Source organism: Phenylobacterium sp. (assembly GCF_036677185.1).
Taxonomy (GTDB): domain Bacteria; phylum Pseudomonadota; class Alphaproteobacteria; order Caulobacterales; family Caulobacteraceae; genus Phenylobacterium.
Genome location: NZ_JAKFEN010000015.1, coordinates 285,757 through 304,890 on the forward strand (window position 1 = coordinate 285,757; position 19,134 = coordinate 304,890).

Consider the following 19,134-nt stretch of genomic DNA (forward strand, 5'->3'; position numbering starts at 1 on the left):
ATGAACGCCCCTGCCTTCGCCCCCGGCGGCCACATCAACGAGAACCTGGCCATCAAGCCGGTGCGGATCGCGGTCCTGACCATCTCCGACACCCGCGACGAGGAGAGCGACACCTCCGGCCACGTCCTGGCCGAACGCGTCACCGGCGCCGGTCACGAATTGGCCGCCAAAGGCATCGTCAAGGACGACGTCGCCCAGATTCGCGAACAGATCAAAGCCTGGGTGGCGTCCGGAACCATCGAGGTCATCATCACCACCGGCGGCACCGGCATCACCGGCCGAGACGTCACGCCCGAGGCCGTCGAGCCGCTGTTCGACAAGAAGCTCGACGGCTTCTCGGTGATCTTCCACCTGGTCTCCTACCAGTCGGTGGGGCTCTCGACCCTGCAGAGCCGCGCCACGGCGGGCCTGGTCGGCGGGGTGTTCGTCTTCTGCCTGCCAGGTTCGAACGGCGCGGTGAAGGACGGCTGGGACAAGGTGATCTCCGCCCAGCTCGACAGCCGCCACGGCCCCTGCAACATGGTCGAGCTCATGCCCCGCTTGCTTGAGCAGTGAGCAAGCTCACCCACATCGACGAGACCGGCCGCGCCAACATGGTCGACGTCTCGGCAAAGGCCGTCACGGCCCGCGAGGCGGTCGCCGAGGGCTTCGTGCGCATGTCCGCCGAGACCCTGGCGCTCGCCCTCTCTGGCGACGCCAAGAAGGGCGACGTTCGCGCCACCGCCGAGATCGCCGGGATCATGGCGGCGAAAAAGACCTCCGACCTGATCCCGCTCTGCCATCCCCTGGCGCTCTCCAAGGTCGAGGTGCGGGTCGAGCCGGGCGATGGGGGACTTTCCGTCACCGCCCGCGTGCGCACCGCCGGCCAGACAGGCGTGGAAATGGAGGCCCTGACCGCCGTCTCCGTGGCCTGCCTCACCGTCTACGACATGCTGAAGGCCGCCGATAAGGCCATGACCATCGAGGCCGTGCGGCTGATGAAGAAGTCCGGCGGCAAGTCCGGCGACTGGACCCGGCCATGAAGTTGATGAGCGTGGAGGCCGCCCGCGCCGCCATGCTGGCGGAGGCCGTCGCCCTGCCCGCCGAGACGATCCCGCTGGGCCAGGCCGTGGGCCGGGTGCTGGCTGAGGACGTCGCCGCCGTCCGCGACCAGCCGCCCTTCACCAACTCGGCCATGGACGGCTGGGCCGTGCGCGCCGCCGATGCGCCTGGCAGCCTGAAGATCGTCGGCGAGAGCGCCGCCGGCCACGGCTATGAGGGCCAGGTCCAGCCGGGCGAGGCGGTGCGGATCTTCACCGGCGCGGCCCTGCCTTCTGGCGCCGACAGCGTGGTGATCCAGGAGAACGCCGCGCGCGAGGGCGACCTGGTCGCCGTGCCCGCCTGCAAAACCGGCGACAATATCCGCGACGCCGGCAAGGACTTCCGCGCGGGCGACGTGCTGCTGCGACGGGGAACCCGCATCGACCCCTGGCGGCTGTCGCTGGCCGCCTCGGCCGGTCGCGCCGAGGTCACCGTCCATCGCCGTCCGCGCGTGGCCATCCTGTCCACCGGCGAGGAGATCGTCGAGGCGCCGGCCGCGCCCGGCCCGTTCCAGATCTACGATTCCGGCTCCCCGGCGCTGAAGGTCATGGTCGAGGCCTGGGGCGGCCAGGCCACCAGGCTCTCCGGCGTCCGAGACCAGCTCGAGGCGGTGATCGAGGCTATGCGCGGCGCCGACGCCGACCTGATCGTCACGGTCGGCGGCGCCTCGGTGGGCGACCACGACCTCGTGCGCGCCGCGGCCCAGGCGCTCGGCCTGTCGCTTCGTGTGGAGAGCGTGGCGGTCCGTCCCGGCAAGCCCACCTTCTTCGGGGTGCTGGCCGACGGCCGACGCCTGCTGGGCCTGCCCGGCAATCCGGCCTCGGCCTTCGTCTGCGCCGAGCTTTTCCTCAAGCCGCTGATCGCCGCCTATTGCGGAACCACGGCCGAGCCGGTCCTGGCCACCGCCCGCCTGACCGGGCCGCTGGCCGCCAACGGCCCGCGCGAGCACTGGATGCGCGCCAAGCTCGACCACGGCGAGGGATCGATCCTGGCGACCCCCTATCTCGATCAGGATTCCTCCCTCGTTGGCGTCTTCGCCGCCGCCGACGCCTTGCTGCGCCGCCAGCCCGGCGCCCCGGCCCTGGCGGCCGGCGACGTGGTCGACATCCTGCCGCTCGCCCGGGGCTGACTGGACAAGGCCGCCGACCGGTCGCAGGCTGGGCCATGGGCGGGCACGGAATCCTTGTCATCCTCGGCCTCGCGGGCCTGATCACAACGCCGGCCGCGGCCGCCGCGGCGTCTTCGTCGCCGCGCTTCGAGGAGGCCGCCTGCACCGCCCCTGAACTGGTCGGCGTCGCGCGATGCGGGACCGTCGCGGTTCCCGAACGATGGGACACCGGCGCCGGACGGGTCGCGCTGAAGGTGGTGATCCTGCCGGCTCGCAAGCCGCGCCCCGGCGCCCCAGCCCTATTCGACCTAGAGGGCGGGCCGGGCCTCCCGTCGACCAAGAACGCCGGTTTCTACCTGACCGAGGGCGCGCTCTATTGGGAAGGTCGCGACGTGATCCTGTTCGACCAGCGAGGCACGGGCGGGTCGGGGGGTCTGCAATGCCCGGCGCTCCAGGCGGCGGAGGCGGCCCTGCGGCCGATGTATCCGCCCAAGGCGGTCGAGGCCTGCCGCGAGGTCCTGTCGGCGCGCGTCGACCTCACGCGCTATACGACCGACGACGCGGCGCGCGACATAGAAGCGGTCCGCGCCGCCCTGGGCCATGAGACCATCGACATCAACGCCCTGTCGTACGGAACGACCCTGGCCTTGCGCTACATGGCCCGCGAGCCGACCCGCGTCCACGCCGCGGTGCTGACCGGACTGGCTCCGCCCCAGGCCATGCCGCCGCGCCATCACGCGACCGCGGCCGACAAGGCATTGAAGCTGCTGATCGCCGATTGCCGCGCCGACGCCGCCTGCGCCGCCAGCTTTCCGGACATTCCCGGCGACCTGGAACGGGCCCGCGCCCGCCTCGCCCAGGCTGGCGGCGACCCGACGCCCGAGGTCTTCATGGAGAAGATCCGCACCCTGATGTACGCGCCGGGCTCGGCGCGCCAGCTGCCCGAGCTGATCCACCGCGCGGCGGGAGGCGATGTCTCATGGCTGCGCCAGAACGCGGCCGCGGCGAGCGGGCCGGCGTTCGCCGAGGGTCTCTATCTCTCCATAACCTGCGCCGAGAGCCTGGCGCTCATGCCCTACGCGGCCGCAGCGGCGAAGGCGCGAGCGACCGCCTTCGGCGACTATCGCCTGCGCCGCCAGCGCGAGGCCTGCCGCGCCTGGCCGACGGCCCGCGTCCGCGTGGAGAGCCTTGGCCCGAGCCGCGCGCCGGTGCTGCTGATCTCGGGACGCCTCGACCCGGTCACGCCGCCGGAGTGGGCCGCGAAGCTGGCGCGTTCACGCCCCAACACCCGCCAGCTGACGATCCGCGAGGGCGGTCACGTTGTCGACGGCCTGTCGGGGCTCGACACCTGCTTCGATCCGCTGGTGGTGAAGTTCTTCGAGACCGGCGCCCTCAAGGCGCTCGATGCAAGCTGCATCGCCGACATGCGCGCGCCGGCCTTCCAGCTCGCCGCCCCGGCCAAGGGGCGTTGAGCATTCGGCCTCAGCGGACGCCCCGTCAGGCCGGGGCGGCGGCCCTGTCGGCCGGCGACGTGGTGGAGGTGCTGCCGCTGGCCCGCGCCGGAGCGCCTTCGTAGACGAAGGCCGGATCGTCGAGATCGATGGCCGGGATCTCGTCCTTCTCCGCCCAATAGTCCTGGGTGTGGCGCCATTCGGACTTGTCGCCGCTCTTGGGCAGCAGGTGCATGCCGCGCATCAGATAGCCCGGATTGAAGTTCTCCGGATCGATCCAGGGCTGCAGCGCCATGTCCTGGTCCTCCGGCCTCAGGGCCACCATGACCTTCTTGGCGCCCTTCTTTTCCATGTGCCCCAGCAGCCGGGCCACGAAGTCGCCGATCAGATCGGCCCGCAGGGTCCAGCTGGCGCGGAAATAGCCGAACACCCAGATCAGGTTCGGCACCCCGGTGAACATCATGCCGCGATAGGTGACGGTCTTGGAAAAATCCAGCGGCTGGCCGTCGATGGCGAAGTCGATGTCGCCCAGGACGTTGAGATCGAAGCCGGTGGCGGTGACCACGATATCGGCCTCCAGCGTCTCCCCGGACTTCAGCAGGATGCCCGTCTCGGTGAAGCGGTCGATCTCGTCGGTGACCACCGAGGCCTTGCCGGCCTGGATGCCCTGGAACAGGTCGCCGTCCGGGATGAAGGCGATGCGCTGGCGCCAGGGCCGATAGGTGGGGGTGAAGTGCTTCACCACCTGGTCCTCGGGCAGGAAGGCCCGCACTCCGGCCAGCAGTTCCGCCTTGACCGTCTCAGGCTCCTCCAGCGCGCGGCGGGTGAAGGCGTCCTGGTCGAACAGGATCTTGCGGCGGACGATCTCGTGGATCCAGGTCTCGTCGATCTCGAGCTGGCGCAGGGTGTCGGCCAGCTCGTTGGCGTTGCGGCCGGGGATGAAATAGGTCGGCGAGCGCTGCAGGACCGTGACGTGCGCGCAGTCGCCGGCGATGGCCGGGGCCAGGGTGGCGGCGGTCGCGCCCGAGCCGATGATGACGACCTTCTTGCCCTTGTAGTCGAGGTCCTCGGGCCAGGTCTGGGGATGGACGATCGTGCCCTTGTAGTCGGCCATGCCCTCCCATTCGGGGGTGTAGCCCTGGCCGTGCCGATAGTAGCCCTGGCACATCCACAGGAAGCCGGTGGTGAACCGCACGGTCTCGCCGGTGTCGGACCGCACCGCCTCGAGGGTCCACAGGTTCTCGCGGCTGGACCAGCTGGCCGAGGTGATCCTATGCCCGTAGCGGATGTGGGAGCCGAGGTGGTTCTCCTCGATCACCTCGTTCATGTAGGTGAGGATCTCGGCGGCCGTGGCGATCGGGGTCCCGGTCCAGGGCTTGAAGCGGTAGCCGAAGGTGTAGAGGTCGCTGTCGGAGCGGATGCCCGGATACTTGTGCGTCAACCAGGTGCCGCCGAAGTTCTCCTGGGCCTCCAGCACCACATAGCTGTCCTTGGGACGCTGCTTGCTGAGATGATAGGCGCCGCCGACTCCGGATATCCCGGCTCCCACGATGATGACGTCGAAATGCTCGACGGCCTTGGTCGTCGGCCGGGTGAGGGTGGCGCTGGCGCTCATGGTGTCTTCCTGCCCTGTTTGTTGGCGGCGACCAGCCAGGAGCAGGCGCCGCTCGGAAGTTCGAGTCCGCCCGATCGTGAGTTATCAATGATAAGTTTGCAAGAGGTCGGCGGCGCTTTCGACTGTGGCGCCTCGCCTCATGGGAATCCTTGACCAAGGTCAAGGCGCACTGCGCCTTGACCCGGAGCGCTAGGACTAGCGCGTGCTGCGGCGGTCGTTGAGCAGGGGCTTGCGCGATTGCGGGACCGAGGAGCCGGCCGACGAACGCGAATCGATGAGGTCGCGCCGGACAGGCGTCGGGGGCGTGGTGGCGTAGGTCTTCATGGAACTGGGGCCTTTCGGGCCGCGCCGCGCGGAGGTTCCGCGGAGGGCGAACATCAAGGATAGCACGTCCGGCGCGAGAATCGGTCGGTGTCGCGCCTAGGACTTGGGCGGCGTGGGCGCGGGAGGCGGGGGCGGCCTCTGCGGACTGGCCGATTCATCCTCGAGCCGTATCCGCAGTACGCCGTCGCGGCGCACGAGGAGACCCGTGTAGGAAACCGGCCCTGGCGTATCGCCGGGAGAGTTGACCCAGATGAACAGGCCCGCGACCACCACGGCGTCGGGGCCGGCAGGCTCGTAGGAGAGGTCGCTCCACGCGAAAGCGGCCGGATGCGACCATTGCGGCCCGGCATAGAGCTCGACGATCTGCGGATAGGTGAGGAAGCGCTTGTGGCCATGGCCGACGAAATAGGCGCCGCTACGGTCGTAGAGCGCCGCGAGCCCCGGGCGGTCGCCGCGCTGGATGACCTTCTGGTACTCCCGCATGAAGGCCTGGGCATCGGCCACGACATCGGCCGCCGCAGCCGGAAGAGCGGTCGCCATGATCGCGAGCGCGGCCAAGAGTGAGCTGAACGTCCGACCCATGGTCATCCCCTGCCCCTTTGCACCCCGCGCCTAGGAGACTGTCGCCCTGTCACGCTTGGCGGGCGCTTCGTGCGCCGGCTCGGGCGTGCGGGGATGGCGCAGGCTGACGATCTCGCCGATCACCGAGACGGCCACCTCCCAGGGGGCCTTGCCGCCGATGTCGAGGCCAATGGGCGCATGGACGCGGCTCAGCACCTGTTCCGGCAGGCCCGCGGCGCGCAGGGGCGCCAGGCGTTCGGCCAGCCGCTTGCGCGCGCCCAGCAGGCCCACATAGCCGGCGGCCGAGGGCAGGGCGGCGGCCAGGGCCTCGCGGTCGGTGTCGATATTGTGGGTGGCCACCGCGATCGAGGTCCAGGCGTCGCACCCGATGCCGTCCAGCGCCGCCTGCGGGTCGTCGCGGCGGTAGCCGAGGCCGGGAATGGGCGGCGACGCCTCGGGCCCCTTCGAGCGGACGAAGGTGGTCTCCAACCCGCTCAGCACCCCCAGCTGGGCGATGGCGAGCGCCGTGGGGTCGGAGCCGAACACCACCAGGCGCGGGACCGGATCGTGGCGGCGGCTCACCGCCCCCTCCCAGGCCTGGGCGTCCTGCGCGCAGACCCGCCGGCGACCGTCGCTGACCCAGGTCGTGGGGCGGCGTTCCACCATGGCGGCCAGAAGTTCGGCGAGCGCCGGGTCGTCGGCCCCGACCTTTTCCACGAAGATCTCGATGCGCGCGCCGCACAGCAGTGTGATGTCCGGCCAGGGGCTGCCCTCGCCATAGATCAGCCGCCGCGGCTCGCCGTCCTCCAGGCAGGCGAAGGCGTGGTCGGCGACGTCGCTTTCCACGCATCCGCCGGAAAAATATCCGGCGACGATCCCGTCGGCGAAGGCCATCTGGGTCCCGACCGGACGCGGCCCGCCGCCCTCGACGGCGACCAGGGTGGCCAGGGCGACGGGGATTTTCCGTTGCCGGGCTTGGGCTAGGGCGGGCCGCACATCGTCGGTCAGGCCGAATAGGGGCCACTCGGGCAGGGAGTCACGCATGGCTTGAGCTTAACCCCCCATAAACGTCCTAGACACGGGTTCTTTAGGCCTTTCGACCTAGATGGGGGCTCCTCGGGTTCGTATCCAGCACACCGGCTTCATGACCTCACCTCTTTCCAAGCTCGGCCTCGGCTCCGCCCAGTTCGGCCTCGACCAGTCCGTCGGCGTCCGTGGACGCTCGCCGCAGGCCGACGCCCGCGACATCCTGGACATCGCCGCGCGTTCGCAGCTGGCCGTGTTCGACGTCGCCGGCCATTCGGCCATGGCCGAGACCGCGCTCGGCGAGGTCATGCCGCGTCCCAACCCGTTCCGCGTCTCCATCTCCACAGTTCGCGCCGACCGCGGACCCGACTTCGTCGAGCAGGAGGCGCGCGCCGCCCTGCGCCGCATGGGCGTGGAGCAGGCCGACGCCATTCTGGTGCCCGCCGCCTCCGAGCTGTTCGGCCCGCACGGCGCGGCCCTGTGGGACCGCCTGAAGGCGTTGAAGGACCAGGGCCTGACCCGGAAGATCGGCGTTTCGGTCTTCGCCTCCGACGACCCGCTGGGCGTGGCCCGCCGGTTCCGCCCCGACATCGTCCAGGCCCCGGCCTCCCTGCTCGACCAGCGCCTGCTGATCGACGGCACCCTGGCGGCGCTCACCGGCTACGGGATCGAGGTGCACCTGCGCTCGATCTTCCTCAACGGCCTGCTCTTCCTGCCGCCCGACCGCGCGCCCAACCATCTGAAGGCCGCCGCCAGCCGCATCAGCCGCGCCCGGCGCCTGATCGCCGAGGGCAAGTCCGATCCCCTGCAGGCCGCGCTGGGCTTCGCCCTGTCGAGGCCCGAGGCCGCCACCGTCCTGGTCGGCGTCTCATCGCCCGCGGAACTCTCGGCCGTCGTCGCCGCGGCCTCCAGCCCGCCTCCCGACCTGGATTGGGACGAGATGGCGCTGGACGATCCCGTCGCGCTCGACCCCCGCGCCTGGGCGGCCGCCTAGAGGCTAAGAATGTCATGATCCTCGCCATCCTGCAGGTCCGGATGACCTCCCATCGCCTTCCAGGCAAGGCGATGGCGCCGCTGCGGGGCGAGCCGATGATCTGGCGGCAGGTGGAGCGCATCCGCCTGGCCCGCTGCATCTCCAAGCTGGTGGTCGCCACCAGCGCCGAGCCCTCCGACGATCCCCTGGCGAGTTTCCTGGTCTCCCGCGGCCAGACCGTGTTCCGCGGCGCCTCGGAGAATCTCTCCGAACGTTTCATGCGCTGCGTGGAGGCCGCCGGCCCGGTGACCCACGTAGTGCGGATCAAGGGCGACTCGCCCTTCGTTGACCCCGCCGTGATCGACGAGACAGTGCGCCTGGCCCTGACCACCCGCGCCGCCTACGCCTCCAATCGCGTCGAGCGTTCCTTCCCCAAGGGGCTGGAGGTCGAGGTGGTGACCGCCCAGGCCCTGGCCAGCGCCGCCGCCGAAACCGACCCGCAGGTTGCTGCCACGAGATCGCCCCTGGCCCAGATCCGCGAACGCGCCGACCGCTATCCCCAGGCCCATTGCCTGGCCCCCCGCGACTTCTCGAAGCTGGACTGGCGGGTGAAGACCCCGGCCGATTTCGCCTTCGCCCGCGCCGTCTACGACGCCCTGCATTCGGTCGATCCGGGCTTCTCGATGGAAGACGTCCTGGACATCACCCAGGGCCGTCAGGACCTCGCTCGCTGGGCCGCCTGAGCCGGGCGCGCGCCCGTTGACTTGAGCGACGGGATCGCTCAGCCATGCCGGGTCTCACCCCCGGAGCGCCCATGAGTTTGCAGACCGTCGTGGCCGATTGGCTGAAAGGCCGCGTGCTGTATCCGCGCCCGCTCGCCAACATGCGCGAGCTGGAGAACGTGCTGCGCTACATGGCCAAGTGGCGCTCGCAGGTGATCGCCAACACCTATGTGGCCAAGCACGGACGCGCCGTGTTCCAGGGCCCGTTCGCCGGCATGAACTATGTGAGCGCGGCGACCGAAGGCGCGCTCGCACCGCGCCTGCTCGGCACCTATGAGTCCGAGCTGCACCCTCACATCGCCGCCTTCGCGACCGAAGGCCTCGACTGCGTCATCGATATCGGCTGCGCCGAGGGCTACTACGCCGTGGGCCTGGCGCGGCTAATGGCCGGCGCGACGGTCTATGCCTACGACATCGATCCGAAGGCCCGGGTCGCCTGCGCCCAACTCGCGGCCGACAACGGCGTCGCCGATCGGGTGGAGATCGCCGCGGCCTTCGCGCCGGAGACCTTCGCGGCGTTCGCCGGCCGCAAGGTCCTGGTCTTCGTTGACGTGGAGGGGGCCGAGGACGACCTGCTGGACCCCGCCGCCAGCCCTGCGCTCGAGGGGATGAACCTGATCGTCGAGACCCATGGCGGCGCCCGGCCGGGCGTCCTGCAGCGGCTGGTCGAACGGTTTTCCGCCAGCCACGAGATCGTCCGCGTCGACCAGCAGGGCAAGGCCATGCCGCTGCCCGACTGGCTGACCAACCTGGGTCATCTCGACCAGCTGCTGGCGGTCTGGGAGTGGCGTTCGAAGCCGACGCCCTGGCTGGTGATGCGGCCGCGGACCTAGGCGGTCGTCAGCCCAGGACGCAGGCGGCCATGCCGTCGCGGTTGACCGTGCCCGCGGCCTTGCCGATCCGGCCCGAGCGGCGCTTGACATAGGGTCCCGGCTTGGCCGCGCGCCACTTGAGCGGGCTGGGCAGGATGGCCGCCAGCCGCGCCGCCTGGGGGGCCGTGAGCTTGTCGGCGCCGACCCCGAAGTTCTTCCGCGCCGCGGCCTCGGCCCCGTAGACGCCAGGGCCCCACTCGATGGAGTTCAGATAGACTTCCATGATCCGCCGCTTGCCCCACATGGTCTCGATCAGGACCGTGAAATAGGCCTCCAGCCCCTTGCGGACATAGGAACGGCCCGGCCACAGATAGACGTTCTTGGCGGTCTGTTGGCTGATGGTGGAGCCGCCGCGCAGCTTGCGGCCCTTGGCGTTGTTGGCCATGGCCTTTTCCAGGGCGTTGAAGTCGAAGCCGTGGTGCTCGCAGAACTTGGCGTCCTCGGCGGCGATCACGGCGCGCACCAGCCGGGGCGATATATGGTCCAGGGACCGCCAGCGCCGGTCGAAGCCCTTGCCCTCGAACACCCGCTGGATCATCAGCCAGGTGACGGGCGGCGGCACGAACCGGTACATGGCCGTGGTCAGGATCGGGCCGATCAGGCCGAACACCACCACCAGGACGAAGACGCCCCGGGCCAGCCGGCCGAAGAATCCCTTTGATGGTTTGGCCAAGCTTGCTTGCCCTTACGTGGCGGCGAGATGCTAGCGATGCTGTGAGCCGCCGACATGGTCAAGCCACCCGAAGGACGCACCACCGTGAACGTTTCCGACGCCGTCGAACGGCGCGTCTCCATCCGGGCCTTCAAGTCCGAGACCCCGCCGGAAGAGACCGTCCGCGAGATCCTGCAGGCCGCGGCCCGCGCGCCGTCCGGCGGCAACCTGCAGCCCTGGCGGGTCTATGGCCTGGCCGGCGCGCCGCTGACCGAACTGAAGCGCGAGGTGGCCGCCAATCCGTTCGGCGAGACCCCGGAATACGACGTCTATCCGCCCAATCTCTGGGACCCGTTCCGCACCCGGCGGTTCCAGAACGGCGAGGACCTCTACGCCACCCTCGGCATTCCCCGCGAGGACAAGCCAGCCCGGCTGCGCCAGCTGGCCAAGAACGGCGAGCTGTTCGGGGCGCCGGTGGGGCTGTTCTTCTGCCTGGACCGTAAGCTCGGCCCGCCCCAGTGGTCGGACGTGGGCATGTACATGCAGACGGTCATGCTGCTGGCGGTCGAGCGGGGGCTGGACACCTGCCCGCAGGAATACTGGGCGCGCTATCCCCAGACCCTGGCGCGGCTGCTGAACCTGCCCGAGGACCACATGGTGTTCTCCGGCATGGCGCTGGGCTGGCGCGACGAGAGCGCCCCGATCAACGCCCTGCGCTCGGCCCGCGACCCCTTCGAGACCTGGGCCGAACTGCGCGGCTTCGACTAGCCGATATCCGCCACGCCGGCGCCGCCGTCCTCGTCGCCCCAGGCCAGGCGCTTCCCGTCGGGGGTGACGGCGAGGGCGGTGATCGGCGGGCCCTTCTCGGCCTTGACCGTATTGATCCTCTGGCCGGCCAGGTCGCACCACCAGACCCGCCCATCGTCCAGGCCCGCGGCCACCAACTGGCCGTTCGGGGTCCCGGCGACCCGAGCCACCATGGCGCTCTCGTCGAAGCCGATCTCGGCGGCCTGCTTGCCCATCGGCCCGGTGGACCCGGCGAAGGGCCAGATCACCGCGCCAGGGGCCCCCGAGGTCGCCAGCAGCGCGCCCTTGGCCAGGAAGGCGAGGCTCTTCACCTTGCCCGGATATCCGCCCATCTTGAGATTCTTCTCGTCGGCCACCCGCCAGCCGTGGAGCTGGTTCTCCTGCATGGCCGACATCAGGAACTTGCCGTCGGGGCTCCAGGCCAGGCCCACATGGCTGCCGGCCCACTTCAGCACATAGGGCTTCTGCTCGGCGATGCGCCCGTACCAGAGCCAGGCGCCGTTATAGGTGGCGGTGGCGATCCGCCGGCCCTTGGGATCGAAGGCCACGTCGGCCACCGACTTTTCGTGGGCGAAGACGCGGGAAAAGGCCGGGTCGGCGGCGTCGCGGACGTGCAGTTCCTTGCCCGCCGCGAAGGCGATCAGCTTGGATTCGGCGCTGGCCGCCACCGCCTCGATCCAGCGGCCCTGGACCTTGGCGATTTCCTCGGACCCGGTCGTGCGGGTCCAGACCAGCCGGCCATCGTCGCCGCCGCTCAGCACGCCCTCGCCGGACGGGTGCAGGCAGGCGGCCAGGATCGCCCCGTCATGGGCCTCGACCTGCTCGCCGGTCTCGAATCGGATGCTGCCGTCCCCAAGCGCGAAGGCGGCCTTGCCGGCCTTTCCGAACAGGGCGGCGGTGACATAGGCGTCGAAATCGAAAGTCATGGCGCCTCTTAGCCGCCTAACGCCGGTCTTGGCGAGGGCCGGAAATCCAGGCCACGCCGCCGTCGAAACATTCAACGGGCGAACTTGGCGACCAAGTCGGGGCTGTTGGCTCTTTACAATCGGCTTTTGTTTGGCGAAGGGTTTCCGCGACCACGTGGCGGCCCCGGTTCCAGGGGCCCTAGGGAAGGAAATTCATATGGGTGCGAAGCTGGGCGGCGGGGGCGGCGGCGGTAAGTTCGACCTCGGCCAGAACAGCGACATCAACGTCACGCCCTTCGTGGACGTGATGCTGGTGCTCCTTATCATCTTCATGGTGGCCATTCCGGCCGCCACGGTTTCCGTCAAGCTTGACCTGCCGCCGGCCATTCCGCCGCCGCCGGGCACCAAGATCGTCGAGCCGACCTTGATCAACATCCAGATGGCCGGCCTCTATATCGGCGACGTGCCCACCACCCTGGACACCCTGCCGGCCGATCTGTCGCGGATCATCGCCAAGCCCGAGCCCACCGCGGAGCGCGTCTATATCCGCGCCGACCGCACCGTGCGCTACGGCGACTTCATGGCGGTGATGAACACCCTGCAGAGCAACGGCTTCTTCCAGGTGGCCCTGATCAACGAAGAGCTCTAGGCCCTTCGGACCACCGACGAGATCAGGCCCGTCCAGGGAAACCCGGGCGGGCTTTTTCGTGGATCCTAGGCCGCGCAGGCCTCGAAGCCGGCGCGCAGCTTGGCCTCGTCGAGGTTGCGGCCGATGAACACCATGCGGCTGTAGCGCTTGTCGCCGGCCTTCCAGTCGCCCTGGAAGTCGCCCTCGAGAATCATGTGCACCGCCTGGAACACCAGCCGGCGGTCCTCGCCGGCCACGTCCAGGATTCCCTTGGCCCGCAGGATATCGGGACCCTGGTCGGCCAGGAGCTGGTTCAGCCAGCTGGTGACCCGCTGACCGTGGATCGGCTTGTCCAGGGTCAGCGAGACGCCGCGGATGCCCGCCGCGGCCGCATGGTCTTCATGATCATCGCCGTGGTGACCGTGGTCATGATCGCCGTGATGATGATGGTCGTGATCATGGTCGCAATCCTCGTCATGGACGTGGCCCGCCTCGCCGTGGGGCGGGTTCAGGAATTCCGGCTGCACTTCGGTGATGCGGGCCAGGTCGAAGCCGCCGCGGCCGAGGATCTTGTCCAGGGACACGTTGGAGCGCTGGGCGCGATGGATCGGGGCGAGCGGGTTGATCCGGCGGATCGCCGCCTCGACGCTCTTCAGCTCGGCCTCGGTGACCAGGTCGGTCTTGTTCAGCACGATCTGGTCGGCGAAGGCGATCTGCTCGACCGCCTCGCGGCTGTCGGCCAGGCGCAGCATCAGGTGCTTGGCGTCCACCACGGTGGTGACGCTGTCGAGCTGGGTCTTGGCCTTCACATCGTCGTCGACGAAGAAGGTCTGGGCCACCGGGCCGGGATCGGCCAGGCCCGTGGTCTCGACGATGATCGCGTCGAACTTGCCCTTGCGCTTCATCAGCCCGGAGAGAACCCGGATCAGGTCGCCGCGCACCGTGCAGCAGACGCAGCCATTGTTCATCTCGAAGACCTCTTCGTCGGCGCCGACGATCAGGTCGTTGTCGATGCCGACCTCGCCGAACTCGTTGACGATGACGGCGTAGCGCTTGCCGTGGTCCTCGGTGAGGATGCGATTGAGCAGGGTGGTCTTGCCGGCGCCGAGATAGCCGGTGAGCACCGTAACGGGGGTCTTGTCGGTCATGGCCGACATCTAGTCATTGCGAGGGCCCAAGGGAACAGGCGCCGCGCTTGCGGTCTAAAGTGTTATCATATAACACCAGAGCCGAAGATCGAAGATATGGGAAGACTGCAGCCGTGACCGCCTCCACGCCCGAGACCCAAGCGCAGATCGACGCCTTCCGCGCCGACCGCGTCTATCTGGGCGCGGATCATGCCCGCAACGAGCGGCGCACCTGGATCGTGGCCGGCATCTGCCTCCTGACCCTGGTCGCACAGATCGCCGGTGGGATCGCGTTCAACTCCATGGCCCTGGTGGCCAACGGCCTGCACCTGGCGGCCCATGTGGCCGCCCTGCTGGTGGCGGCCGGGGCCTATGGCCTGGCCCGGCGGTTCGCCGACGATCCGCGATTCTCCTTCGGGACCGGCAAGCTCGGCTATCTGGCGGGTTTCGCGAACGCCTCGGTCCTGGCGGTCACGGCCCTGTTCATCGCCTTCGAGAGCATCGCGCGCCTGCTGGCGCCCGCGCCGGTCGCCTATGACGGCGCCCTGGCGCTCGCCGCCGGAGCCCTGGTGATAAACCTGATCTGTATGTGGCTGCTGCGGCCGGCCCACACCCACGCCCACGACCGCGATGGCGACCTGAACCTCTCGGCCGCCCACCTCCACCTGGCCGCCGACGCGGCGGTCTCGGCGCTGGCCATATTCGGCCTGGCGCTGGGGCGGTTCTTCGGCTGGGCCTGGGCCGACAGCCTGGCGGGCCTGGCCGGGGCGGCCCTGGTCGCCCACTTCGCCTGGCGGCTGCTGCACAGGGCCGGCGCGGTGCTGCTGGACATGAATCCCTCGCCCGAACTCACCGCCGAGATCCGCGCGCGGCTGGTCACGGGCGACGAGCGGCTGCTGGACCTGCACCTATGGCGGCTGGGGCCCGGCCACCACGCCGCCATCGCGGTGATCGAGGCCAAGCCCCCCCTGGCGGCATCCGCCTATCGGGCGCGCCTGGCCGGCCTGCCCGGATTGAGCCATGTGACCGTCGAAACGCGGGACTCGCGTTGACTTGCACGGGACCCGCTGTATAAGTCCGGCCCTCTCGCCCGCGGGGCCTCTCGCGGGCGCAATTCCTTTTGCTAAAGTCCAAGGCGCTAACGATGTACGCGGTGATCAAAACCGGCGGAAAGCAGTACCGGGTCCAACCTGGCGATCTGCTGGTTGTCGAGAAGCTCGACGGTGAACCGGGCGCCAATGTGGCCTTCGGCGACGTGCTGATGCTGGGCGACGGCGAGACGGTGACCCTCGGGGCCCCGATCGTCGACGGCGCCACCGTCTCGGCCACCCTGATCGAAACCCGCAAGGGCGAGAAGGTGAAGATCTTCAAGAAGATCCGCCGCCAAGGCTACCGCCGCACCAAGGGCCACCGCCAACACGAGTCGGTCCTGCGCGTCACCTCGATCGCCGGCGCCGGCAAGACCGACAAGTGGGACGGCACGGTCGACCTGACCACCAAGGCCATGCTGGATGCTCGCGCCCGCAACCTGAAGCACGTGATCACGACCCTGGAAGGCGTCGCCGCCCCGGTCGCTGCTCCGGCCAAGGCCAAGGCCGCGCCGAAGGCCGCCGCGACCGAGGACGCCCCGGCCAAGAAGGCCGCCGCGCCCAAGAAGGCCGCGGAGCCCAAGGCCGAAGCCGCCCCCAAGGCTGCGCCGAAGAAGGCCGCCGCCAAGAAATCCGACGACGCCGCCGAATAGGCCCGGCGTCCACCAAGTTTAGGAGAGCACAATGGCTCACAAGAAATCTGGCGGCTCCTCGCGCAACGGTCGCGACTCGGCCGGCCGTCGTCTCGGCGTGAAGAAGTTCGGTGGCGAGTCCGTCGTCGGCGGCAACATCATCATCCGTCAGCGCGGCACCAAGTTCTTCGCCGGCGACAATGTCGGCATGGGCAAGGATCACACCCTGTTCGCCATGGCCGCCGGCGCCGTGAAGTTCATCACCAAGCGCAACGACCGCACCTACGTGAACGTGGTTCCGGCCGAGACGAAATAAGACGAGCCTCATACCGGGTTCGTCGCAAGGCGAACCGGGCAAAGAACTTCCGAGGGGGAGTCCGGAACGCCGGACTCCCCCTCGTTGTTTTTTCGGGGTCCCAGCAGAGGACCGGGAGGTAGATCATGTGCGCCATCGAGATCGAGCCGGTCATCCGCACGCAGCGGCTTGCGCTGCGCCGGCCCCGCAAGGCCGACGCCCCGCGGATCGCCGAATACTGCAACGACTTCGACGTGGCCAAGATGACCTCCAGGGTCCCCTACCCCTATGGACTGGCCGACGCCGAAGCCTTCCTCGAACGGCTGGACTACAAGGACCCGGAGCACGAGATCACCTTCGCCATCGAACATCCCGACGACGGCCTGGTGGGTGTCATGGGCTTCTTCGACAATGACGAGGGCCGTCCGGAGATCGGCTACTGGCTGGGCCGTCCCCACTGGGGCAAGGGCTACGCCACCGAGGCCGCCGAACGCGCCCTGGTCTGGGCCAACCGGAGCTGGGGCCGCCGCTATGTCGTGGCCGGCCACTTCTCGGACAACCCGGCCTCCGGCCAGGTCCTGTGCAAGCTGGGCTTCCTCTATACGGGCGAGGTCAAGCTGCTGACCTCCACCGCGCGCGGCGCCGAGGTTCCGGCCCGCATGATGGTCTGGCTGGCCTGATGGGCGAGCGCCGGCGCCTCTTCCTCTCCCCTTCCAAGGGGAGAGGGTAGGGTGAGGGGATGCGGCGCGCAGCGGCGCTCTCCGGTCCTTCAACTCGCTCAGCGCGGCGGAGAAGCCCCACTCACCCTACCCTCTCCCCCCGAAGACGGGTGGAGAGGAGGTGACCGGGCCGGCGCGACACCTTCCTAGATGACGTCCGGGGGAATGCCCTCGACCTCCGCCGCTCTGTGCTACAAAAGGCCCCGATGAAGTTTCTCGACGAGTGCAAGATCTACATCCGCTCCGGAAACGGCGGCGGCGGCGCTGTGTCGTTCCGGCGTGAGAAGTATATCGAGTACGGCGGGCCGGACGGCGGCGACGGCGGCCGGGGCGGCGACGTCTGGATCGAGGCGGTCGACGGCCTCAACACCCTGATCGACTTCCGCTACGCCCAGCACTTCCGCGCCGGCACCGGCATCCACGGCATGGGCCGCAACCGCCACGGGGCGGCCGGCGACGACGTGGTGCTGAAGGTCCCGGTCGGCACCCAGGTGCTGGCCGACGACAAGGAGACCCTGGTCGCCGACATGGACAAGCCCGGCCAGCGCCTGCTGCTGCTCAAGGGCGGCAACGGCGGCTGGGGCAACGACCGCTTCAAAGGCCCGATCAACCAGGCGCCCAAGCACGCCAATCCCGGCCAGGAGGGCGAGGAGCGCTGGATCTGGCTACGGCTGAAGCTGATCGCGGACGTGGGGCTGGTGGGCCTGCCCAACGCCGGCAAGTCGACCTTCCTGGCCGCGGCCAGCGCCGCCAAGCCGAAGATCGCCGACTACCCCTTCACCACCATCGCGCCCAACCTGGGCGTGGTGGACCTGTCGACCAACGAGCGCTTCATCATCGCCGACATCCCCGGCCTGATCGAGGGCGCCTCGGACGGGGCGGGGCTGGGCACCCGCTTCCTGGGCCATGTGGAGCGCACCGCCACCCTGATCCATCTGGTGGACGCCACCCAGACCGACGTGGTCGAGGCCTGGAGGACCGTGCGCACCGAGCTGGAAGCCTATGCCGACGAGCTGGGCGACAAGGTCGAGATCCTGGCGCTCAACAAGATCGACGCCCTGGACGAGAGCACGGTGGAGATGCAGCGCGAGGCCCTGGCGGAAGCTTCCGGCGCCGAGGTCCGCCTGGTCTCCGGCGTCTCCGGCAAAGGAGTGACCGAGCTGCTGCGCGAGGCCTACGCCATGGTCCGCGAACGCAAATCCGCCGCGGCCCAGGCCGATCCCACCGACGAGGCCAACACCGGCTGGGTTCCCTGAGATGAGCGGACTCACCCAGGCCAAGCGGATCGTGGTGAAAGTCGGCTCGGCCCTGGTGGCCGGCCCCGACGGTCCCGACCGCGCCTGGCTCGCCGCCTTCGCCGCCGATCTCGCCCGCCTCAATGCACGCGGCCAGCAGGTGCTGGTGGTCTCCTCCGGCGCCGTGGCGCTCGGCCGCCGCCGGCTCTCCATCTCGCGCAAGGCGCTCACCCTCCCGGAGAAACAGGCCTGCGCCGCCGCCGGCCAGTCGGCCCTGATGCGGGCCTGGGAAGAGGCCCTGGAGCCCCATGGCCTGGCCGCCGCCCAGGTGCTGCTGACCCGCGACGACACCGAGGTGCGCCGCCGCTGGCTGAACGCCCACGCCACCCTCTCGACCCTGCTGGCGCTCGGCTGCGTGCCGGTGATCAACGAGAACGACACCGTGGTCACCGAGGAGATCCGCTACGGCGACAACGATCGCCTCGCCGCCCGCGTGGCCCAGATGATCGGCGCCGACGTCCTGGTGCTGCTGTCCGACATCGACGGCCTCTACACCGCCGACCCGCGCCACGATCCCGACGCTCGCCACCTGCCCCGGGTCAGCCACCTGACCGCGGAGATCGAGGCCATGGCCGGGGGCGCCAATGCGCGGGCCGGGGTAGGCACCGGCGGCATGGCCACCAAGATCGCCGCCGCCCGCATCGCTCAGGGCGCGGGCTGCGCCACGGTCATCACCCTGGGCCGCCGCCCCTCGCCCCTGGCCGCCATCGAGGACGGCGAGACGGCCACGGTCATCGAGCCTTCGGTCTCGGTGGCCGCGGCCTACAAGGCCTGGATCGCCGGATCCCTGGCGCCCTCGGGGGCCGTGGTGGTCGACGCCGGGGCCGCCCGGGCGCTCTCCACCGGCAAGAGCCTGCTGGCCGCCGGGGTCCGCGCCGTGGAAGGCCGGTTCGGCAAGGGCGACGCCGTCCGGGTGGTGGACGAGGCGGGCCTGGAGATTGGCCGGGGGCTGGCGCGCTACGACGCCGCCGACGCCGAGAAGATCTGCGGCCTGAAGTCGGACGCTATCGAGGCCGTACTGGGCTTCACCTCCGGCCCACTGATCCACGCCGACGACCTGGCCCTGACGCCCACGCGGACGCCGGCCTGATTTGCGGCTCCCGCGAAAGGGGCCTAGTAAACCTCAACTTGAGCATATGGGCGCGTGATGGACGACGCGGCGGCGAGATCAACGGCTGAAGCGGCGGCGCCCCG

22 protein-coding genes are annotated in these 19,134 nt (G+C 69.7%); 15 read left to right on the forward strand and 7 right to left on the reverse strand.

Annotated elements, in window-relative coordinates:
- From moaB to V6M51_RS06895, 4 genes are read left to right on the forward strand one after another with little or no spacing between them, the layout of a single operon-like run.
- Nucleotides 1-555 carry a molybdenum cofactor biosynthesis protein B gene (moaB, locus tag V6M51_RS06880; protein WP_332765781.1) on the forward strand — a complete coding sequence of 185 codons (555 nt, stop codon included), beginning with the start codon at nt 1-3 and terminating at the stop codon, nt 553-555.
- The gene (gene moaC, locus V6M51_RS06885; protein WP_332765782.1) at nt 552-1,022 is read left to right on the forward strand and encodes a cyclic pyranopterin monophosphate synthase MoaC; all 471 of its coding nucleotides are present in this window, start codon (nt 552-554) and stop codon (nt 1,020-1,022) included. Before moaB ends, moaC begins: the two co-directional genes overlap by 4 nt.
- Nucleotides 1,019-2,209, forward strand: a complete 1,191-nt coding sequence (locus tag V6M51_RS06890) for a molybdopterin molybdotransferase MoeA (RefSeq protein WP_332765784.1) — start codon at nt 1,019-1,021, stop codon at nt 2,207-2,209. The genes moaC and V6M51_RS06890 overlap by 4 nt, the downstream gene beginning before the upstream one ends.
- Nucleotides 2,210-2,244: 35 nt before the next feature.
- Nucleotides 2,245-3,660 carry an alpha/beta hydrolase gene (locus V6M51_RS06895; protein ID WP_332765785.1) on the forward strand — a complete coding sequence of 472 codons (1,416 nt, stop codon included), beginning with the start codon at nt 2,245-2,247 and terminating at the stop codon, nt 3,658-3,660.
- A gap of 25 nt (nt 3,661-3,685) precedes the next feature.
- Here the strand turns inward: V6M51_RS06895 and V6M51_RS06900 are convergent, their stop codons facing one another.
- From V6M51_RS06900 to V6M51_RS06915, 4 genes are all read right to left on the reverse strand, one after another.
- Nucleotides 3,686-5,254, reverse strand: coding sequence for a flavin-containing monooxygenase (locus V6M51_RS06900; RefSeq protein WP_332765787.1), 1,569 nt, complete (start codon nt 5,252-5,254; stop codon nt 3,686-3,688).
- Between the two features lie 195 nt (nt 5,255-5,449).
- Nucleotides 5,450-5,578, reverse strand: coding sequence for a hypothetical protein (locus tag V6M51_RS06905; protein WP_332765789.1), 129 nt, complete (start codon nt 5,576-5,578; stop codon nt 5,450-5,452).
- A 96-nt stretch (nt 5,579-5,674) separates the two neighbouring features.
- Complete coding sequence (locus V6M51_RS06910) at nt 5,675-6,160, reverse strand: nuclear transport factor 2 family protein (protein WP_332765791.1); 486 nt, start codon at nt 6,158-6,160, stop codon at nt 5,675-5,677.
- Between the two features lie 30 nt (nt 6,161-6,190).
- Entirely contained in the window at nt 6,191-7,183 is a 993-nt protein-coding gene (locus tag V6M51_RS06915; RefSeq protein WP_332765793.1) for an XdhC family protein, read from the reverse strand.
- 100 nt (nt 7,184-7,283) lie between these two features.
- Here V6M51_RS06915 and V6M51_RS06920 point away from each other — a divergent pair, with 100 nt between their 5' ends.
- The 3 genes from V6M51_RS06920 (at nt 7,284) to V6M51_RS06930 (ending at nt 9,753) form a co-directional block, all read left to right on the forward strand.
- Nucleotides 7,284-8,159, forward strand: coding sequence for a bifunctional regulator KidO (locus V6M51_RS06920; RefSeq protein WP_332765795.1), 876 nt, complete (start codon nt 7,284-7,286; stop codon nt 8,157-8,159).
- A 14-nt stretch (nt 8,160-8,173) separates the two neighbouring features.
- Nucleotides 8,174-8,881 carry a cytidylyltransferase domain-containing protein gene (locus tag V6M51_RS06925; RefSeq protein ID WP_332765796.1) on the forward strand — a complete coding sequence of 236 codons (708 nt, stop codon included), beginning with the start codon at nt 8,174-8,176 and terminating at the stop codon, nt 8,879-8,881.
- Nucleotides 8,882-8,952: 71 nt separating this feature from the next.
- Entirely contained in the window at nt 8,953-9,753 is an 801-nt protein-coding gene (locus V6M51_RS06930; protein WP_332765797.1) for a class I SAM-dependent methyltransferase, read from the forward strand.
- 7 nt (nt 9,754-9,760) lie between these two features.
- Here V6M51_RS06930 and mtgA read toward each other — a convergent pair whose 3' ends face one another.
- Nucleotides 9,761-10,465, reverse strand: coding sequence for a monofunctional biosynthetic peptidoglycan transglycosylase (gene mtgA / locus V6M51_RS06935; RefSeq protein WP_332765799.1), 705 nt, complete (start codon nt 10,463-10,465; stop codon nt 9,761-9,763).
- A gap of 54 nt (nt 10,466-10,519) precedes the next feature.
- Here mtgA and V6M51_RS06940 point away from each other — a divergent pair, with 54 nt between their 5' ends.
- Entirely contained in the window at nt 10,520-11,212 is a 693-nt protein-coding gene (locus V6M51_RS06940) for a nitroreductase (protein ID WP_332765800.1), read from the forward strand.
- Here V6M51_RS06940 and V6M51_RS06945 read toward each other — a convergent pair.
- Nucleotides 11,209-12,177 (reverse strand): WD40 repeat domain-containing protein, encoded by a 969-nt coding sequence (locus V6M51_RS06945; protein WP_332765801.1) that lies wholly within the window; start codon nt 12,175-12,177, stop codon nt 11,209-11,211. The two genes, V6M51_RS06940 and V6M51_RS06945, sit on opposite strands and share 4 nt — an antisense overlap.
- Before the next feature lie 196 nt (nt 12,178-12,373).
- Between V6M51_RS06945 and V6M51_RS06950 the strand changes: the two genes are divergently transcribed.
- Complete coding sequence (locus tag V6M51_RS06950; protein WP_305677760.1) at nt 12,374-12,805, forward strand: biopolymer transporter ExbD; 432 nt, start codon at nt 12,374-12,376, stop codon at nt 12,803-12,805.
- Between the two features lie 65 nt (nt 12,806-12,870).
- Here V6M51_RS06950 and V6M51_RS06955 read toward each other — a convergent pair whose 3' ends face one another.
- On the reverse strand, nt 12,871-13,941 hold the full coding sequence (locus V6M51_RS06955; protein WP_332773196.1) for a CobW family GTP-binding protein: 1,071 nt from the start codon (nt 13,939-13,941) through the stop codon (nt 12,871-12,873).
- Between the two features lie 104 nt (nt 13,942-14,045).
- Between V6M51_RS06955 and dmeF the strand changes: the two genes are divergently transcribed.
- The 6 genes from dmeF (at nt 14,046) to proB (ending at nt 19,030) form a co-directional block, all read left to right on the forward strand.
- Complete coding sequence (gene dmeF, locus V6M51_RS06960; RefSeq protein ID WP_332765806.1) at nt 14,046-14,963, forward strand: CDF family Co(II)/Ni(II) efflux transporter DmeF; 918 nt, start codon at nt 14,046-14,048, stop codon at nt 14,961-14,963.
- A 92-nt stretch (nt 14,964-15,055) separates the two neighbouring features.
- Nucleotides 15,056-15,652, forward strand: coding sequence for a 50S ribosomal protein L21 (rplU, locus tag V6M51_RS06965; protein ID WP_332765808.1), 597 nt, complete (start codon nt 15,056-15,058; stop codon nt 15,650-15,652).
- A 31-nt stretch (nt 15,653-15,683) separates the two neighbouring features.
- A complete protein-coding gene (gene rpmA, locus V6M51_RS06970) occupies nt 15,684-15,947 on the forward strand; it encodes a 50S ribosomal protein L27 (RefSeq protein WP_305674035.1) in 264 nt (87 codons plus the stop codon).
- 125 nt (nt 15,948-16,072) lie between these two features.
- On the forward strand, nt 16,073-16,606 hold the full coding sequence (locus tag V6M51_RS06975; protein ID WP_332765812.1) for a GNAT family N-acetyltransferase: 534 nt from the start codon (nt 16,073-16,075) through the stop codon (nt 16,604-16,606).
- A gap of 245 nt (nt 16,607-16,851) precedes the next feature.
- A complete protein-coding gene (gene obgE, locus V6M51_RS06980; protein WP_332765814.1) occupies nt 16,852-17,901 on the forward strand; it encodes a GTPase ObgE in 1,050 nt (349 codons plus the stop codon).
- Nucleotide 17,902: 1 nt separating this feature from the next.
- Nucleotides 17,903-19,030 carry a glutamate 5-kinase gene (gene proB, locus V6M51_RS06985; protein ID WP_332765815.1) on the forward strand — a complete coding sequence of 376 codons (1,128 nt, stop codon included), beginning with the start codon at nt 17,903-17,905 and terminating at the stop codon, nt 19,028-19,030.
- The last annotated feature ends 104 nt before the right edge of the window (nt 19,031-19,134 follow it).